The following is a 17,247-nucleotide window of genomic DNA, read 5'->3' on the forward strand; positions in this document are numbered from 1 at the left end:
ATAGAAAGAGAGCAGCTAACAACAGCTAGCGGCTCGCAGGTTCTGTAAGACAAAACAGAAAAGAATATTAACAGAATATAGAGGTTTATCCTGGTTGTTTGAACGTAGTTAAAGAAAGAATATCACATACTATCAATGTTAATAAAAACTATCTGTGGCTTTCATTTCTTTATTTTATTCACAAATAGTTCCAGTAGCTATTCCGGTTGGAGCGACACCTACTGGGATATTAGTGATAACAGTATTCGTAGCAATATCAATAACGGAAACAGTATTACTAGCTTGATTTGTAACATATGCTCGAGTGCCATCAGGTATGATAGTTACTTGATCAGGGGATAAACCAACAGAAATTGTATCAATCACAGTATTTGTCGCCACATTTATTACAGATACATTATTGCTAACTTTATTTACAACGTAAATAAGATTTCCACCCGGTGTAATATCTATACCAACAGGTTCGGTACCTACGTTAATTGTATTAATAACTGCATTGGTAGCGGTGTTAATAACAGAAACAGTATTGCTGTTTTGATTTGTGACATAAGCACGAGTACCATCTAGTGTGAAGACGATTATTCTAGGACGAATACCGACAGGAATGGTAGCGATAACTGCATTGGTAGCAGTATTAATAACAGAAATTGTGTTGCTTAATTCGTTTGCAACATATGCAAAGGTCCCATTTGGTGAAACAGTGATTCCTTGTGGAGCGAGGCCAACAGGAATGGTAGTGATAACTGCATTGGTAGCTGCATTAATAACAGAAACAGTATTATTACCATGATTTCCAACATAAACAGTTGTGTTATCTGGAGAAACAGCTACACCGATTGGATCAGTTCCAACGGGAATGGTAGCGATAACAGTATTCGTAGCAGTATCAATAACGGAAACGGTATCAGAAAAAATATTAGTAACATAGGCACGAGCTCCATTTGGTGAAACCGTTACTTCAAGTGGTGCATTACCTACAGTAATTGTATCAACTACTATATTTGTTCCGGTGTTAATTACAGATACTGTATCATTTGTAGGGTCATCTATGAGTCCTGCATTTGTAGCATATACTAGGAAATTACATGCAGGTCCGGTTGGCCCAGTAGGTCCGGTCGGTCCAGTAGGTCCCGGTGGACAATCACAATCTCCGGTAGGTCCCGGTGGTCCTTCAGGCCCTTGGATTCCTTGCACACCTTGAGGTCCAGTGGCTCCTGGTGGTCCTTCAGGCCCTTGAATTCCTTGCACACCCTGAAGTCCAGTGGCTCCTGGTGGTCCTTCCGGCCCTTGAATTCCTTGTACACCCTGAGGTCCAGTGGGCCCTTCCGGTCCTTCCGGTCCTTGAATCCCTTGGATACCCTGAGGCCCAGTAGGTCCCGGTGGTCCAGGAATTCCCATTCCGGTCCCTGAACCAGTAGGCCCAGGTGGTCCTGGTGGTCCTTGAATCCCTTGTACACCTTGAGGTCCTTCCGGTCCTTCTGGTCCTTCAGGCCCCTGAATTCCTTCTACACCTTGAGGTCCTTGAGGCCCTTCAGGCCCTTCCGGTCCCTGAATCCCTTGCACACCTTGAGGTCCTTCCGGTCCTTCTGGTCCTTCCGGCCCCTGAATTCCTTGCACACCTTGAGAACCCTGAGCGCCTCTAGGTCCAGGAAATCCTCTAGGTCCAGTGGCTCCAGTCGGCCCCGGTGTTCCGATGTTACTTAATAGCGAACTATTTAAGATTCCTTGTAAAATTAAGTTGAATGTTTGCTGTAATAAGGGGTCCGATATATTTGAACAACTTATAAGTGAAGACAAGCTTTGGAATAGAAATTGGAATAATGCTGAGATTTGAGTGAGAGATGCGGTAGGTAAAGAATTAATTAATTGATTTATAGTTCTTATAACTAAATTTCTATTTGGTGTATTTGGTTGTACTGCTATTAATAAATCATTTAATGCCTGTAATGCTGATTGGAGTATTTGTATAGTTGTTGGATTTGGTGTTGTGAAAAAAGAAAGGATGGCTTGATTTAATTGATTTATTATTTGCAATAATTCTTGTTGTTGAGCATTCGAGAAAAAAACAGGTGTACAGCAATTACTTTGATCACAAGGGGATATAGAAACAAAGCAGGGTTGCTGAAATTTATCACACGAATTTGATTTTCGATTATATCTCATAAATACCTCCTTTAAAAAATTAAATGTTAAGTAATTTTTGGTAAATTATTAGCAACTGAATTTGTAGGTATATGTTTAATTGAAATGTTTTTTCCTTCAAAGTATATGCCAATAAAATTGAGGTGTTCATATGGGGGGGATAGCCAATACTTGGTTGCTAGTAGGAAATTGTAATCATAGGAAAGGAAATGAAGGTTACAAAGTTTATAGAAAAACGATTGTATTTTAAAAAAGCGTTATTGTAATAAAAGTTGAAGTTTATTAAAAAGAAGGAATGAAGGAAGATGTAAAAGATTTTAAAAGATCCATAAAAAAAGAATTCAGTGAAACTCTGAATTCTTCTACACGTATTTTTATTTGTTAATCCATTTAGAAATAATAGGATAATGAAAGTCTTTTTCTTGTAGCACATATAAAATTCCTTTTATAGGTCCAAAAATTAACAAGAGAAACAGTATTAGATATAAAGAAGCTACCCCGAAAATAATCAAAGCGTTATTTGAAGCCAAGTCTAAATTAGACCAAAATAGCATTAAGATTCTTATTATGAAAAGATTCCAAATCACTGTAATTATCCAAATGAATAGTTGAAAAAAAACAGCTTCAAGAATATTTTTCCGAATGTTTTGTGATTTATATACAAAATAGAAAACCAAAGGTATATAAAAAATTGTGACACTAAAGAAAATAAGAATAAAAAAGATAATAATGTAAGAAAATGCATAATTAATTTTATGTTCTTTTCTTGAGTTAGGATCATTAAGGTCCTCCTATATTTATGAGATTTGTTGTGCCTATTAAAATATGTACTGTTGGTAATTATAACATGAAAATGAATTGTAATAGAATAATGCATTAAAAAGAACAAGTAATAAATTAAACAAATGCTTTATTTTGTTATAGATAAATAGGTGACTCAGCAATTGTGCTAGCCGAGTCACCTAGTACTATCGAACCAAATAATGTACTTTTTCTATATGTAGTTATGGGGAGTTCTTAGAGGCTAGCCCAATAGACAGTTAAGGGACAAATAAAATCATTTTAGAGAGTTTTACATTTTATTATGTTAATGCTACAACAGCAAGAGTTAAGCCCAACGTATTCAATGTATTAGAATATGGTCCTACATTAACAGTAAGAGTACTTGTTATACCTGGAGGTGTAGTGAAAATTGCGGGTGCTGATACAGAAGTGAATCCTGCAGTATATCCTAGAGAAGTACCTGAGCCAATGATAGGATTATTATTCAGATACATAGTTATACCTGCCGAATTACCTCCTGGTTGAATAATAACTTGCACTTCATAGATTGCCAAATAGGTTCTTCCACCTTCAAGTAAAACAGTTGTTGGTGGTGTGAATGAGATTGCCGTACCATTAGAATTTACCACGGTATCTAGTGGAATCGCAGAGTTTACAGAAACTATTGATGGGGTAGTTTGAACAACATTTAAACTGTTAGCCGTGGGAGATGGACAAGAACAAGGTTTGTGAATGTTAGAGTTGTTATCATTTTGATAATTCACAAATAATCAAGCTCCTTTACTTAAAATAATTTTTTATCCTATATAAAACGTAGCTTTTTTGTATCTAAGTTATTTTTAATAAGTTTTTAAAGATAATTCGAATATTATTGGTCAGTCAACTCTTAAAAGTATTTGATACTCTGGGATTTAAAAGTGCATCTGATAAATATATATGAATGTTTTTTAAGGACATTACTGTAAGTTAGGAAACATAATAAAATCGTTATTTTAATAAAAAACGGGAAAATGAGGGGAGTAAAAGGAAAAGAACCCTTTATATAAAGGGTTTTTCTGGTGATTTAATCTATCAATTACATTCTTGGTAATATTCATCACATGAATCGTTATTATCGTTACAGCATATACAAAATGTTTTTTGAACAAATAAACTAACTACACTAGTAGAGCCTTCCTGCTTTGTAAGAGTAAGACTTTGAAAATCTTCAACTTGAAATATTTTTGTTTGAACAGGTTGTAATGTAGTAGTAATTGGTACGCTAGATCTTCTTGTTAGAATAGTTACTTGAACGGGTGCACTCATACCGACAACGAATAACTGAATTAATGTTTTGTTATGATTGTTTGTAAAATCCTCAAATACAGTTTGTGGAGCGGTGGTTTCAAGAAAAACTGAAACAGGTATATTTCCATTTTCATTTTCTGCAGAACCAGCTATCGTATGAGTTTCAATAAAACAGTTATTTTTTTGATTGTTGGAATGTGATTGGTTTTTATAATATTTTTTACCATCTTTATAAAAGTAATCAGCCATATGAATTTAAAGCTCCCTTCTTTTAAATATCTATATAGTCTATTTAATAAAGTGAAGTAGTGCTTGTACAACATAATAAAATCCGCTCTCGTAATTATCTAAAAATGTTATTTGGAAATTAAAGAGCGCCATTCAAGGCGCTCTCGGATAAACATTAATATTGAAAAAGAATACCACATTATATTTTATGCATGTTCTTAATAAATGTGTAGTTTTTTAGCAAAATCCTTATTTGAAAACAAGAAGCCCTAGAGTTAGGGCTCTAGGGCTTCTTATTTTGGTATTCTCACATGGTTTTTCAAAAAGAATAGAACATATTGAAGATAACATGTGAATGTTTCATAAATGTATCAAAAAAGTGAACAAAATTGCTAGTGGAGAAGAAGCAGAAATGAAGTTTCTAATACGTAAGTACGTGAAAGGTATTATTTCCAGTGGATAAAATGCGCGTGGGACACCTAATCATTATTTTATCGGGGGAAAAGAATATTTTATGAACTTGATTGAATGAAAAAATGAAAATTTTACTTTTAGAGTGAAACTAAACAAAAACGCTATTTTATTAGAAAAGGGGACTTAGAAATGAACTTAAAGGAGTACGTCGTTTATAAACGTGAATCATTGTTATGTATCGGAACTATACAGAAATGCGCTAATTATATGGGCGTACTTCCTGCGACAGTTCGTTTTTATACAAGACCAGCGTATCAAAGGAGAATAGCAAACCGAAAGAATGCTAGAAATTATATAACTGTCACGGTATTGGAGGATGAAGTAGAATGAAACGCTGCAGTAACTGTTTAGAGGAAACGGATTGGATCGATGAAGTTAGTGAGTTATGTATGGCATGTATACATGAATTAGAAGAAACTGAATAAAAATTTCATTTTGTCATAAATAAAAAGGCGGTAGTTTCCGCAACCACCTTTTTATAAAGCAGAGCCACTTTTTCAGATATAACATATGGATGATTCCTGAAAAAAGTTATAGGACATAACCCTACTTTTATAACGAAAGTGACGAGCTCAAATTATAAGAAAGGACTGGATATATTGTATGAAATCTTGTCTAAAGTGTTCGCAAATAAAAGAGCAGCTAGCAAAAGCTAACTACTCAAATAAGGAAATCGGAGAAAGATAATCATGTGTTTGCATTATTGACAGAATATTGGGTTTTATTCAAGGGATAGATATTCATAATTTTAAAATAAACGATAATATCTTTGTAATACACGGAATATTTAAAGTTTATAAGGGCGAAAGGAGGTATAGGTGGTATGAAAAAAAGAATACCAGGGTAGTTAGGGTATTTATAGCAGGTCCATTTTTTAATGATGAACAAATTAACAGGATAAAGAGACTAGAAAATGCGCTTGGTAACAATCCTTTTGTTGCAGATATTTTTTCAGCTAGGTTTTATCAACATGAACATTTAACTTTTGGATCTACGGAGTGGAGAACTGTAGTTTTTCATAATGATTTAAAATATTTAAGAAGAGCGGATGTAGTAGTGGCAATTCATGATTTTGTGAATGGATGTGTAGATAGTGGCACGGCTTTTGAACTTGGTTACGCATATGCATTCCAAAAGCCTATTATTTTGATAAAAGAAAAAGAAAGTATACCTAATCTTATGTTAATTGAAAGCTTACATGCCTATCTGGCAAATATAGAAGATATTGTGACGTATGATTTCATTAATATGCCACGTATTCCATATAAAGGGCCGCTAGTGTGAATTTTTTCAGTTTCTTAGATGTATTAAGAGACTGGTTTATTTAATAAAACCCAAAAAAATAATCCTTTGAATAGAAAGTGAACGCAAGTAGAATACAGTCCGGCTAGAAAACTAGAGGACGCCAATTCATTAAGGCAGCAGTTAAAGTTGTTTTAGGAATAGGTGTCCTTTTTATTTTGAAAAGGGAGATGGGGAAATATGAAGGCACTAAAAGCCCAATTATGCGAATGGAAAAAGCAATCCAAGCAAGGAAAGAAGAAAAATAAAACAAAACCAAAAGAGAAATTAAGTACTCGTGAAATTAAAGAGTTAATGGGAATGCATAGACCTTGTTATGAACGAAGACGCGGAGCGATAAGACAAAAGTAATCTAAAAATAAAAAGGAGTGGTTTTACATGACTAAACAATTATCTTTCTTACCAAAAATTGATAGAACAGCGACACAAGAAGAATTAGAAGGTGTGTTGGAAAGCGTACGTATACAAAGACAATTTGGGACAATACGTAAAGAAATGAAAGTCACTCCTTCTTATGAAATACGTGAGCATGGTCCTACACTTACAGTTGGAAAATCATTAGAAGATGTTGCTATAGCAAATATTCAATAAAACGAACGAGAAGAGTGGCTTGAAAGAATTTTAGTACGTATTGATCAGTTTCTAAATCGATTAGAAAACGGGCGTGCAGGAAGCATTCAAAGAGATATTATTTATAAACGTTATTTAGAAGAAGAGGACGTATGTAATTACATGGTTTATAACGAAATAGGGATGTCAAAGCGCACTTATCGACGCTGGAAGTCTAAAGCGTTTTATAAACTTGCTTTTGCACTTGGATTAGAAGTTTACGAGACAGAAGAAAAGGGAGGCAATGAATAATGAATTTTGTTCAACCAATACGTGATCCAGAGCAAATACAGCAGTTAAAAGAGTATTGTATGTATATTTCTAATGTATGTGAAGTCTTTATATACAATCAAAAAGAGCACGCATATAAGCGTGCTCTTGGACAAGAAAGGTAGATTTCTATGAGTGGATGACTCCATACAATAATATATGCTTGTCCAGTTAAAAGGTGAAATGTTTTAATAAAATAGTTATTTGATAGAATTTTGATAAAAAGCGATGATCATTAACTCACTCCTTGATTAATGACAATCGCTTATGTATTGAAAAGTCATTCAGCTATTTGAAATATAGTTTCATTAGGTCTGGAGAATCCATATAGTTTCCTTGCGAACTTTAAAATACCTTCTTCGCTCTCTGTTAAAGTTTTAACATCGTTTTCAAAATAACGTCCTATTAGTTCTAATTCAGACAATTTTTTCTTTTCTGTATTAAGTGTAATTTGTTTTTCTTGAATCATATCTTCTTGTTTATAAATGTAGATTTGAATGGAAATAACCATAGGTAGCATAAAAGCAAGTGCTAATAACAGACGACGTTTTAGCTTTTTATTCGTTTGTTGATTCTTATTAGGGTCAATTTGTTTTTTTGAGATTGATTGTTGTGGTGTTAAATTTTGGACACTCCCCATTTTAAAGCCTCCATTGTTTATGTATAGAATTTAAATTGTTTAAAAGTATTATATATGCTAAATAGCTAAATTTGAATCTATTTGGATAAAGGGAGGTTTTATTAAATTTAAATAAAAATGTTATTTGAATAGAGAAGCCCTAGATTTAGGGGGGCTAGGGCTTCAAATCTGAGTATATCTCACACGGCATTATAAAGAGAAAAGAACGTACTGAAGATAACATATGAATGTTTCATAAATGTATCAAAAAAGCGAACAAATTCTTTATTTCAAAACTAAAGAGCGCCTTTTAAAGCGCCCTATGACTAAGATGTATATTGAAAAAACGGTTCACATCATATTGTATGTATGTTTTTAATGATGGTGCAATTTTCAAACAAAATCGTTATTTGAATTATCAATGCGAGTTTTATCTTACTAAAGGAGGGAGAAGGGGGGAAATAGAAGTACAATTCTACTTTTCCCTAAGGATAAATAAATTTGATTACGGTTGAGTTATATTCGTTGTGACGCAACTTGCTTCGAAATTATTGTTAAATACAAGTGTACCTTCACCAGTAAATGGCACTCTAATAACTAGATTCTTACTATCATAATCAAATTCTGTTGATAGTGAACATGATCCGTACTCAACGGAGGAGGATACAAGTTTACCGTTAGAAATATTATAAATAAGAGTTAAACAAAGTGGCTGAGTTAACCCTGTGATAATGCAAGACATTCTATTTACACCTCCTATCTTCTTACTTATTAATAGCGTATGCAAATAGTACAAGCTTTGGCGCAGTAGAAGCGGATAGGGAATGATAAAGATAGAAACTTTTAATAAAAGCGCTATTTTAATCAAAAGGGAGAATGAACATTGAACCTAAAGGAGTACGTCGTTTATAAAAGTGAATCATTTCTATGGATTAGAACTATACAGGAGTGCGCTGAGTATATGATCGTACTTCATGCAACAGTTCGTTTTTATACAAGACCAGTGAATCAAAGTAGAATAGCAAGTCGGAAGAATGCTAGGAATTATATAACTGTTACGGAGATGAGGAAGATTAATAAAAATTTCATTTTGTAGAGAAATGGTGTGATTAAGTATGGGCATTGAATACGGAATGTTTGTATTAAAAAAGAGCAGACTTTAACCTACACATAAAAGTGCTGGAATTGTTCTAAAGGAAGGAATATCTGAAATATAAATATAATTGAGGGGAGTGAAATAATAATGGAAACTAGTACTTTTTTAGGGCTGTTCTGGGGATGGATGACGGTTATCGTATCGGGAATACTTTTCGTCCGTCCATCGGTGCTACGTGACTTAAAAAAATTAGTGGTTGAAGACAGAGGGTTTGGTATTATGTATGGTTTTCTATCAATTTTCCTAGGATTAGGTACTGTAATTCTACATAATGTATGGGTATTCAACTGGCAGGGATTCCTAACGGTTATTGCATGGCTTGCATTATTAAAGGGAATTTACATAATTGCATATCCTGAACCCTCCAAGAAAACAGACTTTGAAGTAAGGATACTATCTACACGTATAGTACTCGCTATCATTGGTGCTTTGGCTTTATGGATGCTTATAGTAATCTATATAAAATAATCTTTTTTTAATAAATAAAAGAGCCTAATGTGAGAGAAAAGGCCTTTTCAAAAATTGCATATGAGGAAAATCAATGTCAATAGTTTAATGCCAATAAATTAGAATTAATTCTAGGTATTAAGTATTGAGAAATAAAAAATATTTAAGGCAACAAATTGGTTAACTTTATGAGCTAACCAATTGTTACACAAAAGAAAATTAGGCCCTACAAGTAATAGATGTGTAACTTAAATTTACAGTTATAGTGTAAGCGAGATTGAAAATGTTATACGAAAGTAATTCTGTTTAAAAGTTTTATTTTGTCATAAATAAGAGAGCATTTAGCCCAGCCTAACTGCTCGATACAGAGGTAATAGTCTAGCTACATAGATATTATATGCTGAGTTATTGATTTTATTTGTGTAAAACACAAAAGAGCAGCTAACAAAACCTAGCCGCTCTAAACAGTGATGTGTCTCTAGATGTAGTTGTAGTATAAACAGAACGTTGAGTTTTATTCATGGGGAGATAGAAATGGGCTTGAAAATAGAATATAGTCCGGCTAGAAAACTAGAGGACACCAATTTTTAGAACTGCGATAAAATTGTTTTAAGAAATGGTTAATAAACGCATAGATTGATAAAAAGTAAAGGGCAAATCCCTTATGAGAATAAGGAATATTATCATTTTTGTTACTATTTTCTTCTATCTTTATATATAATTAATTTGTATTTTATATATAAATTAGGAGGGAATTTATGACTACAAATAAGGACTACATTCGTTATATCCGGGGAAAAGTAGGACATGATTTAATATTTCTTAATTTTGCTGGAGGTATTGTTTATAACGAACGAAATGAAATTCTTTTACAAAAACGGGGAGATAGAAATGAATGGGGTCTTCCAGGTGGTGGCTATGGAACTTGGAGAATCTCTTGAAGAAACCGCTAAACGAGAAATATTTGAGGAGACAGGATTAAATGTTGAAGTTGAACATCTTATAGGTGTCTACTCTAAATATTCTGGTGAGTTTCCGAACGGAGATAAAGCTCAGACTATCACTCATTGTTTTCAATGTAAGCCAATTGGTGGAGAACTTACTGTAGATGGTATTGAGACTTTGGATTTAAAATACTTCCCAATAGACCAAATACCAAAATTATTCACAAAACTACACGAAGATGCCTTAGAAGATTGGCCTTCCAAAAGAAAAGGTGTATTTAGATAAAAAACTTTCAAATTAATTATCCATAATCTTTAACTAACAGGTGCTTTAATTGAGCAAGAAAATAAAAACCTTTAACTTCCGCTAAAGATAATTATGTTAATGATCTAGTGATGGCAGTTCTCGTAAGGACAAAAAGAGGAACGTATATAAATAGAGTTGTAGAAATAGAAAGAGTGGATTCCTTGTGAGAGAGTAGGAATCCACTCTTTTCTTACCACTGATAAAGAGACACTATATCTGACTTACATGAATATCCTATTTATTCAAATTTGTCCTTGCTAATGGTACAATTAGATTCATGGAGGGATATTATGGTAAGTTTTTATGTAACACTGTTTCTTATATTTGGTACTGCGATATTTTTATTTTTCTTGTCTGGTTCATCAAAAATTAAGGCTAAAAACCTATCATGGATAATGATCTGTTTAGGGATAAATCTACTCACAAGTCCAATGGCTTTATTTATAGGTGTGATGGCAACAGACTCTCCATATAGCACTACGCTTGATTTTTTTGGAGGATTTCTCTTTATTCAGGGAATACCGCTCCTCCTCCTACTTGCAGCTTTTTTGAAGTTTGCAATAGCAAAGAAAACAAGTATAGTATAAACTCTATATTTCTTTTAATAATTTAGGGTTATATCTTTTCTGCGTTAGCTGCTTTTAACCACGCTTCGTAGAATTCTGTAACTGATGCATACCGTTCTGCGCGATCTTTATTTACAGCACGATACGCTACCTCATATAATTCCTTACTTGCTTCCCATTTTATAAAAGAACGATCTTTTTCACCGCCTAAAAGTGAGAAAGCCATTGCTCCCATATTAAATACATTTGTTCTTTCATCGATTGTTGCGTTTAGTTCAAATTCCTCTGGTGACATAAAACGGGAGGAACCCCATAGCCGGCCCATTTTATTTATGTAAGGTTTCTTACTGTATAAATCTATATCACAAATTTTTGTTTCGTTTGTATTAAAATTATATAAAATACTACCGTCATAAAAATCTATTGCTACATAGTTTTTCTTTTCTACATAAGTATGGAAAGAAAAAATGGAATATAAGGAATGAATTCGTTCTATAGCAGATAAATGCCTAAATTTATAAAATGGTGAGTTTGGATTTTTATATTTTTCAGGAGGTGGGAAACTCCAATGCGAATGAAGACATTCACCATCAAACCAATCGAAAATTAATACATATCCAGATTGGACTGGAAAATGATCAATTAGTCTTATGAGCGATTCATGCTTTAAATCTTCATAGATAGTAACTGAATTTTTTAGCCTTTTAATAGCGTGACCCGTTGTTCCTTCAAATGCAATTGTTTGTGCTCCTGCGTATTTGATAAATTTCTTATGCCCATCTTTTTCTACACCAAAACTTATATTACCTGAGTCTTGCTGGTCAAAAACTGCAAATACGGTCCCTAATTTAATAAGCCAATCAAAATTATGATATTCTTTTAATTGGAATGTTACGTTATTTAACTGAATTTCCACGGAATTATCTTTCATAGATTACCTCACATTTAATATAATTATGTTGTATATTCCACTATTCGACATATTTTATGGAAATCCTATGCTAATAATATAAAATTTTATAAATATAATGATAAACACTTATAAAGAGGTGAATACAATGGATCAACAAATTGTTATTAAAGCATATCAAAAAGACTGGGTTGAAGAGTATATAAAAGAAAAAGAGAAATTCTGTTCCTTGTTAGGACAAGAAATAATTGCTGTTGAACATATAGGAAGCACAGCAGTAGAAGGATTAGGAGCTAAACCTCTTATTGATATGATGATTGGCGTAACAGACTTACAAATTACTGAAAACTGGATTGAAGTTCTATCGGAAATTGGATATGAGTATGTTCCAAAAGATGCAACCAATTGGCGTTTTTTTAGAAAGGGAAAATGGAGAGCGGGTACTCATCATTTGCATATTTATATTTATAATAGTGATGAGTGGAGAAACAATATTTTATTTCGTGACTTTCTAATAAGCCATGAATGGGCACGTAAAGAATATAGAGAATTAAAAGAGAGGCTTGCTATTACATATGCTTTTGATCGTGTTTCATATACAAAGGCAAAAGCGCCATTTATTCGAAAAATATTAGAATTGGCTAGAATTCAATAAATTTATAGATTCTTATCTAACTAGTTTTGAAACCTCTTCCTATACTTTTTATAGGGAGAGGATTTTTTGTTTTTTTCATGACAAAATATATAATTTCTAATTATTGGAGGCAAACTATTTTATTTATTTTGATATTTCTAGTACATTGGAAATATTAAGGGGGAATTAAGCAATGAAAGCTATTGTACATCAATATGAAAAAGGATTAGAGGGGTTAGAATATAAATTTTCACCTGAGATAAGTCCTAATGCAGGTGAAGTGAAAATAAAGTTAAAAGCTGCAGGGTTAAATCATAGGGATTTATTTATTATAAACAATAGAAAAGAAATGAATCTACCATTAGTAATAGGGTCAGATGGCTCAGGAATTGTTACAGAAATAGGAGAAGGAGTTTCAAATATTACACTACATACAGAAGTTATTATTAATCCTAGTATTGGATGGGAACATGCTACTGAAGTACCAGAGTTACCGGAAGTGCTAGGTGGACCGAAAGGTGGAACGTTTGCTGAATATGTAATTGTACCGGCTGAAAATGTAGTAGAAAAGCCGGCATATCTTACTTGGGAAGAATCAGGTGTTTTATCTTTATCCGCATTAACAGCATATAGAGCACTTTTTACAAAGGGTAGATTGAAGTGCGGTGAACATGTTTTAATTCCGGGAATAGGCGGTGGTGTAGCTACATTTGCCATGTTATTCGCGAAAGCAATCGGCGCAAATGTGAGTGTTACTTCAAGGGTAGAGAATAAAAGGGAACTTGCTGAAAAATATGGTGCAGATATTTCTTTTAATAGTACCGGAAATTGGGAAGAGAGCTTACAAGGTGAAAAAGTAGATTTAATAATAGATAGTATAGGCCCGGCAACTTTCTTGAAATATTTTGATGTATTAAAACCAAATGGAAGAATCGTGAATTTTGGTGCAAGCTCAGGAGATAAAATTGAATTACCATTACGCGCATTATTTTATAATCAAATTGATATTATGGGAACATCCATGGGTAGCCGTGAGGAATTTAATGAGATGATAAAGTTTATTGAAAAATATCAAATTAAACCAATTATTGATAAGGTTTACTCGTTAGAAGAAGCAATTCGAGCACTAAGCCGTATGGAACATGGGGAACAATTCGGAAATATTGTACTTCAAATGAATTAAAAAATATGATTTTGCAATTAGTATATTTAAATGAATATGTTATGTATTTCAAACATGAAAAAAATACGAACCGCTTTATTATAAAGGCTTACCGGCTTTATACATAAATAGCGTATAAAATTTGTTTAATAATTGTCACATGAGTAATAGTAAAATGAGAATTAGATGAAAAAAGTTTAAGCCTATTTTCATAATGGTATTGTATACTGTGTAAATCAAGAACACTTGTATGTAAGGAGAGAGTTTAATGAATTACACAGTATTTCAGTGGTTTAATAATTTTGCTGATTCATCCAAACTATTAGATACGTTAATGATTGCTATTACAAATAGCGCTGCATACGTAGCCGTTCTATTTATGTTTATCTTATGGTTTAATAATGGAAAGAAAGAAAAGGCAATTAGAAAACAATATACAGTTTTATATACGACGCTTTCGGTTATTATTGCATTATTAGTAAATGTTCTTATACACGCGGTATATTACCATCCGCGTCCGTTCGTATCACATGATGTACATCAATTAGTACCACATGCAGCAGATTCATCATTCGTTAGTGATCATTCTGTACTTGTATTTTCAATCGCCTTCGTATTTATTCTTAGAGGAGAAAAACTGAAATATATCGCGCTATTATGGGCAGTAATAGTCGGTATATCACGTATGTACGTAGGTGTTCATTATCCTTTAGATATACTTGGTGCAGCATTCTTAACACTTATTACGAGCGCTTTAGTAATGCAAAGTACACGTATGTTTGAACCAATAGCGAAACTTGTATTCAAAATGTATGCATTAGTAGCGAGACGAATTCCTTTCTTAGCGAAATATAACCATATCGCATAATTTTCCTATAAAAATTCCCCTTTGGACATCCAGAGGGGAATTTTTATAGGAAATACGAAAAGAGTTTAGAGTGCTCTGTAATCAAGTTGTACTAATTAATATTCTGAAATTTCACGCACCGTATTTAAAATATATAAAATAATGACACAAAATAACAACAGTTAGTTTTGCATTGTTTTAAAGGAATTAAAAAGAAAACTTCGAAACATATAGTATCGCAAACAAAAACTACAAATTTTAAAACGGATCTTCGTACGAATCCATTCCAAAAGAGAGGAGATAAGTATGCAAAAACTCCAAACGAATAAAGGCGCTCGATATATGATGATTGCTTTTATTGTTTTGTTTCTTATTATGATTTTGCGTATATTCTATATTCAGGCAGTAGGAGTCGTGCATAATGTGAATGTAAAGGATCTCGCGAATGAACAACATAATAAAAAAGGTGTTTTAGAAGCGAATCGTGGCACTATCTATGATCAAAGCGGAAAGGTGTTAGTACAAGATTCTACAACGTATCGAGTTGTTGTGAATTTAAAAGGAAAAGATAAAGTGAAAAATAAAGATGAAACCGCACAACAATTAGCCGATGCGCTTGAAATTGATAAAGAAAAAGTATTAAAAAACTTTCATGAAGGGCGTACGCAAGTTGAAATTGGGAAAATTGGTCGGAACTTATCTAGGGAAAAGAAGGAAAAAATTAATGATTTAAAAATACCAGGTGTATCTTTTATGTCGGAAAAAGCAAGAGTATATCCGAATGAAGACTTTGCATCCTATATACTTGGTTTTGCTAGACCAGATGATAAAGGGAATACGGAAGGGAAGTTTGGGCTTGAAAAGAGTTTGGATAAATATTTGCGCTCTACAAACGGGAATATAGAATATGTGGGTACACGAAGGGGGATTCCGCTTACGAATGATATAGGTAAAGTAGAACCAGCTAAAAATGGGAATAACGTATATTTAACGCTTGATAAACAAATTAATAGCTTTTTAGAAGAAGCGATGAACAAAGCGCAAGAACATTATGATCCTTCTATGTTAATTGGCATTATTGCTGATCCAAAAACAGGAAAGGTTTTAGCAATGTCTAGTAAACCTAGTTACAATCCTAATGTAGGTGATATCGAATACTTTTTAAATGACCCGATTGCAAATGCATATGAACCAGGTTCAACAATGAAAGTTTTTACGTTAGCAGCTGCCATTAATGAAGGTGTATATAACGGAAAAGAATATTTTCAATCTGGAAAATATTCCGTTGGTTCATCTGATATAAAAGACCATAATGGTGGATTTGGATGGGGATCAATTACATTTGATGAAGGATTTGAAAGGTCATCAAACGTAGCTTTTTCTATTTTAGAAGATCAGTTACTGAAACCAAATAAATTTAAGCAATATATGAATAAATTTGGATTCAATCAAAAAACAGGGATAGATTTACCTGGAGAAAGGAAAAATACTTTATTATTAAATACACAAATTCAACAGGTTACAACTTCTTTTGGTCAAGGTTCTACAGTAACTCCGATTCAATTAATCCAAGCGGCTACTGCTATAGCAAATGACGGGAAAATGATGCAACCATATATCGTTGATAAAGTTGTAAATCCAACAAACAAAGAAGTTATTATGGAAAATCAACCGAAAGAAATTGGGAATCCGATAAAAAAAGAAACAGCGGACAAGGTTAGAAGCTTAATGGAGCGTGTTATAACATCTTCAAAAGGAACTGGTACAATGTATAAAGTAGATGGTTATCCAATTGGAGGTAAGACAGGAACAGCACAAATCCCGAATCCTGAAAACGGCCGATATATGGAAGGGAAAGAGAATTACATTTTCTCCTTTTTAGGAATGGCTCCAATTGATGATCCGGAGTTAATCGTATACTTAGCTATTAAGCAGCCAAAGTTAAAAGGAGATGAGTATGGAGCTCAGCCTCTTGCTGAAATATTTAAACCTGTTATAAAAAACAGCCTTGAATATTTAAAGGTGAAACCGTATACAGAAAAACAAATAGCTGATGCAGCAAAACAATCTCAATTAAAAGTACAAAATTATGTAAATCAATCGATGGATACAATAGAGAAAAGTGTAGAAAAAGAGAAGCTACAGCCGGTAATTTTAGGAGAAGGAAAAATAATAAAACAATATCCACAGTCTGGCGAGGTAATGAGTGAAGGTGATCGTATATTTTTATTAGGGAATAACGCACAAATGCCAAATGTAAAAGGGTGGTCCATGCGTGATGTTATGTATTTCTCTAAACTTTTGAAATTAGATTTGAAAACTTCTGGTACGGGTTATGTAACGAGTCAAAGTATTGAAAAAGGACAAGATTTACAAGAAGGAGATACACTAGAACTAGAATTAGAACCGCCGTTACAACCGTTAACAGAGGCGAATACGAATTAATCCAGGCATTTGGAAAGAGCTATATGCAAATAGCTCTTTCGTTAGAGTTGCGAGTAATTTCACGCACCGTAATTTTTAGAAAAAATAATAAATAAAAGAACTAAAAGTGACATGT

At 33.1% G+C, this 17,247-nt stretch carries 17 protein-coding genes and 3 pseudogenes; 13 read left to right on the plus strand and 7 right to left on the minus strand.

Annotation, left to right across the window (positions count from 1 at the left end; genetic code table 11):
• Positions 1–174: 174 nt before the first annotated feature.
• From BUA87_RS04740 to BUA87_RS04755, 4 genes and pseudogenes are all read right to left on the minus strand, one after another.
• Positions 175–2,163, minus strand: a complete 1,989-nt coding sequence (locus tag BUA87_RS04740) for a YVTN family beta-propeller repeat protein (RefSeq protein ID WP_072938575.1) — start codon at positions 2,161–2,163, stop codon at positions 175–177.
• A 353-nt stretch (positions 2,164–2,516) separates the two neighbouring features.
• Positions 2,517–2,923 (minus strand): annotated as a pseudogene (locus BUA87_RS31655) (DUF4870 domain-containing protein).
• A gap of 301 nt (positions 2,924–3,224) precedes the next feature.
• Positions 3,225–3,689 carry a hypothetical protein gene (locus BUA87_RS04750; RefSeq protein ID WP_001109242.1) on the minus strand — a complete coding sequence of 155 codons (465 nt, stop codon included), beginning with the start codon at positions 3,687–3,689 and terminating at the stop codon, positions 3,225–3,227.
• A 307-nt stretch (positions 3,690–3,996) separates the two neighbouring features.
• The gene (locus tag BUA87_RS04755) at positions 3,997–4,461 is read right to left on the minus strand and encodes a hypothetical protein (RefSeq protein WP_000796393.1); all 465 of its coding nucleotides are present in this window, start codon (positions 4,459–4,461) and stop codon (positions 3,997–3,999) included.
• A gap of 582 nt (positions 4,462–5,043) precedes the next feature.
• On the opposite strand from BUA87_RS04755, the gene BUA87_RS04760 reads away from it, so the two are divergent.
• The 5 genes and pseudogenes from BUA87_RS04760 (at position 5,044) to BUA87_RS31205 (ending at position 7,220) form a co-directional block, all read left to right on the plus strand.
• Entirely contained in the window at positions 5,044–5,244 is a 201-nt protein-coding gene (locus BUA87_RS04760; protein ID WP_001049408.1) for a hypothetical protein, read from the plus strand.
• 453 nt (positions 5,245–5,697) lie between these two features.
• Positions 5,698–6,198, plus strand: coding sequence for a nucleoside 2-deoxyribosyltransferase (locus tag BUA87_RS04765; protein ID WP_097946260.1), 501 nt, complete (start codon positions 5,698–5,700; stop codon positions 6,196–6,198).
• A gap of 198 nt (positions 6,199–6,396) precedes the next feature.
• Positions 6,397–6,567: a hypothetical protein gene (locus BUA87_RS31200; protein ID WP_000645522.1), complete on the plus strand. Its 171-nt coding sequence runs from the start codon at positions 6,397–6,399 to the stop codon at positions 6,565–6,567.
• 27 nt (positions 6,568–6,594) lie between these two features.
• Positions 6,595–7,102 (plus strand): annotated as a pseudogene (locus tag BUA87_RS04770) (ArpU family phage packaging/lysis transcriptional regulator).
• Complete coding sequence (locus tag BUA87_RS31205) at positions 7,077–7,220, plus strand: hypothetical protein (RefSeq protein ID WP_002094038.1); 144 nt, start codon at positions 7,077–7,079, stop codon at positions 7,218–7,220. Before BUA87_RS04770 ends, BUA87_RS31205 begins: the two are co-directional and overlap by 26 nt.
• Positions 7,221–7,375: 155 nt before the next feature.
• On the opposite strand, the gene BUA87_RS04775 is transcribed toward BUA87_RS31205, so the two are convergent.
• Positions 7,376–7,735, minus strand: coding sequence for a septum formation initiator family protein (locus BUA87_RS04775; RefSeq protein ID WP_072938578.1), 360 nt, complete (start codon positions 7,733–7,735; stop codon positions 7,376–7,378).
• A gap of 484 nt (positions 7,736–8,219) precedes the next feature.
• Positions 8,220–8,456 (minus strand): hypothetical protein, encoded by a 237-nt coding sequence (locus BUA87_RS04780; protein WP_001277643.1) that lies wholly within the window; start codon positions 8,454–8,456, stop codon positions 8,220–8,222.
• Positions 8,457–8,597: 141 nt separating this feature from the next.
• On the opposite strand from BUA87_RS04780, the gene BUA87_RS31660 reads away from it, so the two are divergent.
• The 4 genes and pseudogenes from BUA87_RS31660 to BUA87_RS04800 all read left to right on the plus strand — a co-directional run bounded on the left by BUA87_RS31660 (position 8,598) and on the right by BUA87_RS04800 (position 11,155).
• Positions 8,598–8,810 carry a hypothetical protein gene (locus BUA87_RS31660; protein WP_001049409.1) on the plus strand — a complete coding sequence of 71 codons (213 nt, stop codon included), beginning with the start codon at positions 8,598–8,600 and terminating at the stop codon, positions 8,808–8,810.
• Between the two features lie 147 nt (positions 8,811–8,957).
• Positions 8,958–9,338 (plus strand): hypothetical protein, encoded by a 381-nt coding sequence (locus BUA87_RS04790; RefSeq protein ID WP_000450247.1) that lies wholly within the window; start codon positions 8,958–8,960, stop codon positions 9,336–9,338.
• Between the two features lie 737 nt (positions 9,339–10,075).
• Positions 10,076–10,547 (plus strand): annotated as a pseudogene (locus tag BUA87_RS04795) (NUDIX hydrolase).
• Positions 10,548–10,858: 311 nt separating this feature from the next.
• Positions 10,859–11,155: a hypothetical protein gene (locus BUA87_RS04800; RefSeq protein WP_072938581.1), complete on the plus strand. Its 297-nt coding sequence runs from the start codon at positions 10,859–10,861 to the stop codon at positions 11,153–11,155.
• Positions 11,156–11,183: 28 nt separating this feature from the next.
• On the opposite strand, the gene BUA87_RS04805 is transcribed toward BUA87_RS04800, so the two are convergent.
• Positions 11,184–12,065 carry a protein kinase domain-containing protein gene (locus tag BUA87_RS04805; protein WP_072938584.1) on the minus strand — a complete coding sequence of 294 codons (882 nt, stop codon included), beginning with the start codon at positions 12,063–12,065 and terminating at the stop codon, positions 11,184–11,186.
• 127 nt (positions 12,066–12,192) lie between these two features.
• Here BUA87_RS04805 and BUA87_RS04810 point away from each other — a divergent pair, with 127 nt between their 5' ends.
• The 4 genes from BUA87_RS04810 to BUA87_RS04825 all read left to right on the plus strand — a co-directional run bounded on the left by BUA87_RS04810 (position 12,193) and on the right by BUA87_RS04825 (position 17,132).
• Positions 12,193–12,699 carry a GrpB family protein gene (locus BUA87_RS04810; protein WP_000372679.1) on the plus strand — a complete coding sequence of 169 codons (507 nt, stop codon included), beginning with the start codon at positions 12,193–12,195 and terminating at the stop codon, positions 12,697–12,699.
• 172 nt (positions 12,700–12,871) lie between these two features.
• Positions 12,872–13,861 carry a zinc-binding dehydrogenase gene (locus BUA87_RS04815; RefSeq protein ID WP_072938587.1) on the plus strand — a complete coding sequence of 330 codons (990 nt, stop codon included), beginning with the start codon at positions 12,872–12,874 and terminating at the stop codon, positions 13,859–13,861.
• 247 nt (positions 13,862–14,108) lie between these two features.
• The gene (locus BUA87_RS04820; protein WP_001110122.1) at positions 14,109–14,708 is read left to right on the plus strand and encodes an undecaprenyl-diphosphatase; all 600 of its coding nucleotides are present in this window, start codon (positions 14,109–14,111) and stop codon (positions 14,706–14,708) included.
• Between the two features lie 285 nt (positions 14,709–14,993).
• On the plus strand, positions 14,994–17,132 hold the full coding sequence (locus BUA87_RS04825) for a penicillin-binding protein (protein WP_072938590.1): 2,139 nt from the start codon (positions 14,994–14,996) through the stop codon (positions 17,130–17,132).
• The last annotated feature ends 115 nt before the right edge of the window (positions 17,133–17,247 follow it).

It is taken from the genome of Bacillus sp. bc15, assembly GCF_900142585.1.
GTDB lineage: Bacteria > Bacillota > Bacilli > Bacillales > Bacillaceae_G > Bacillus_A > Bacillus_A cereus.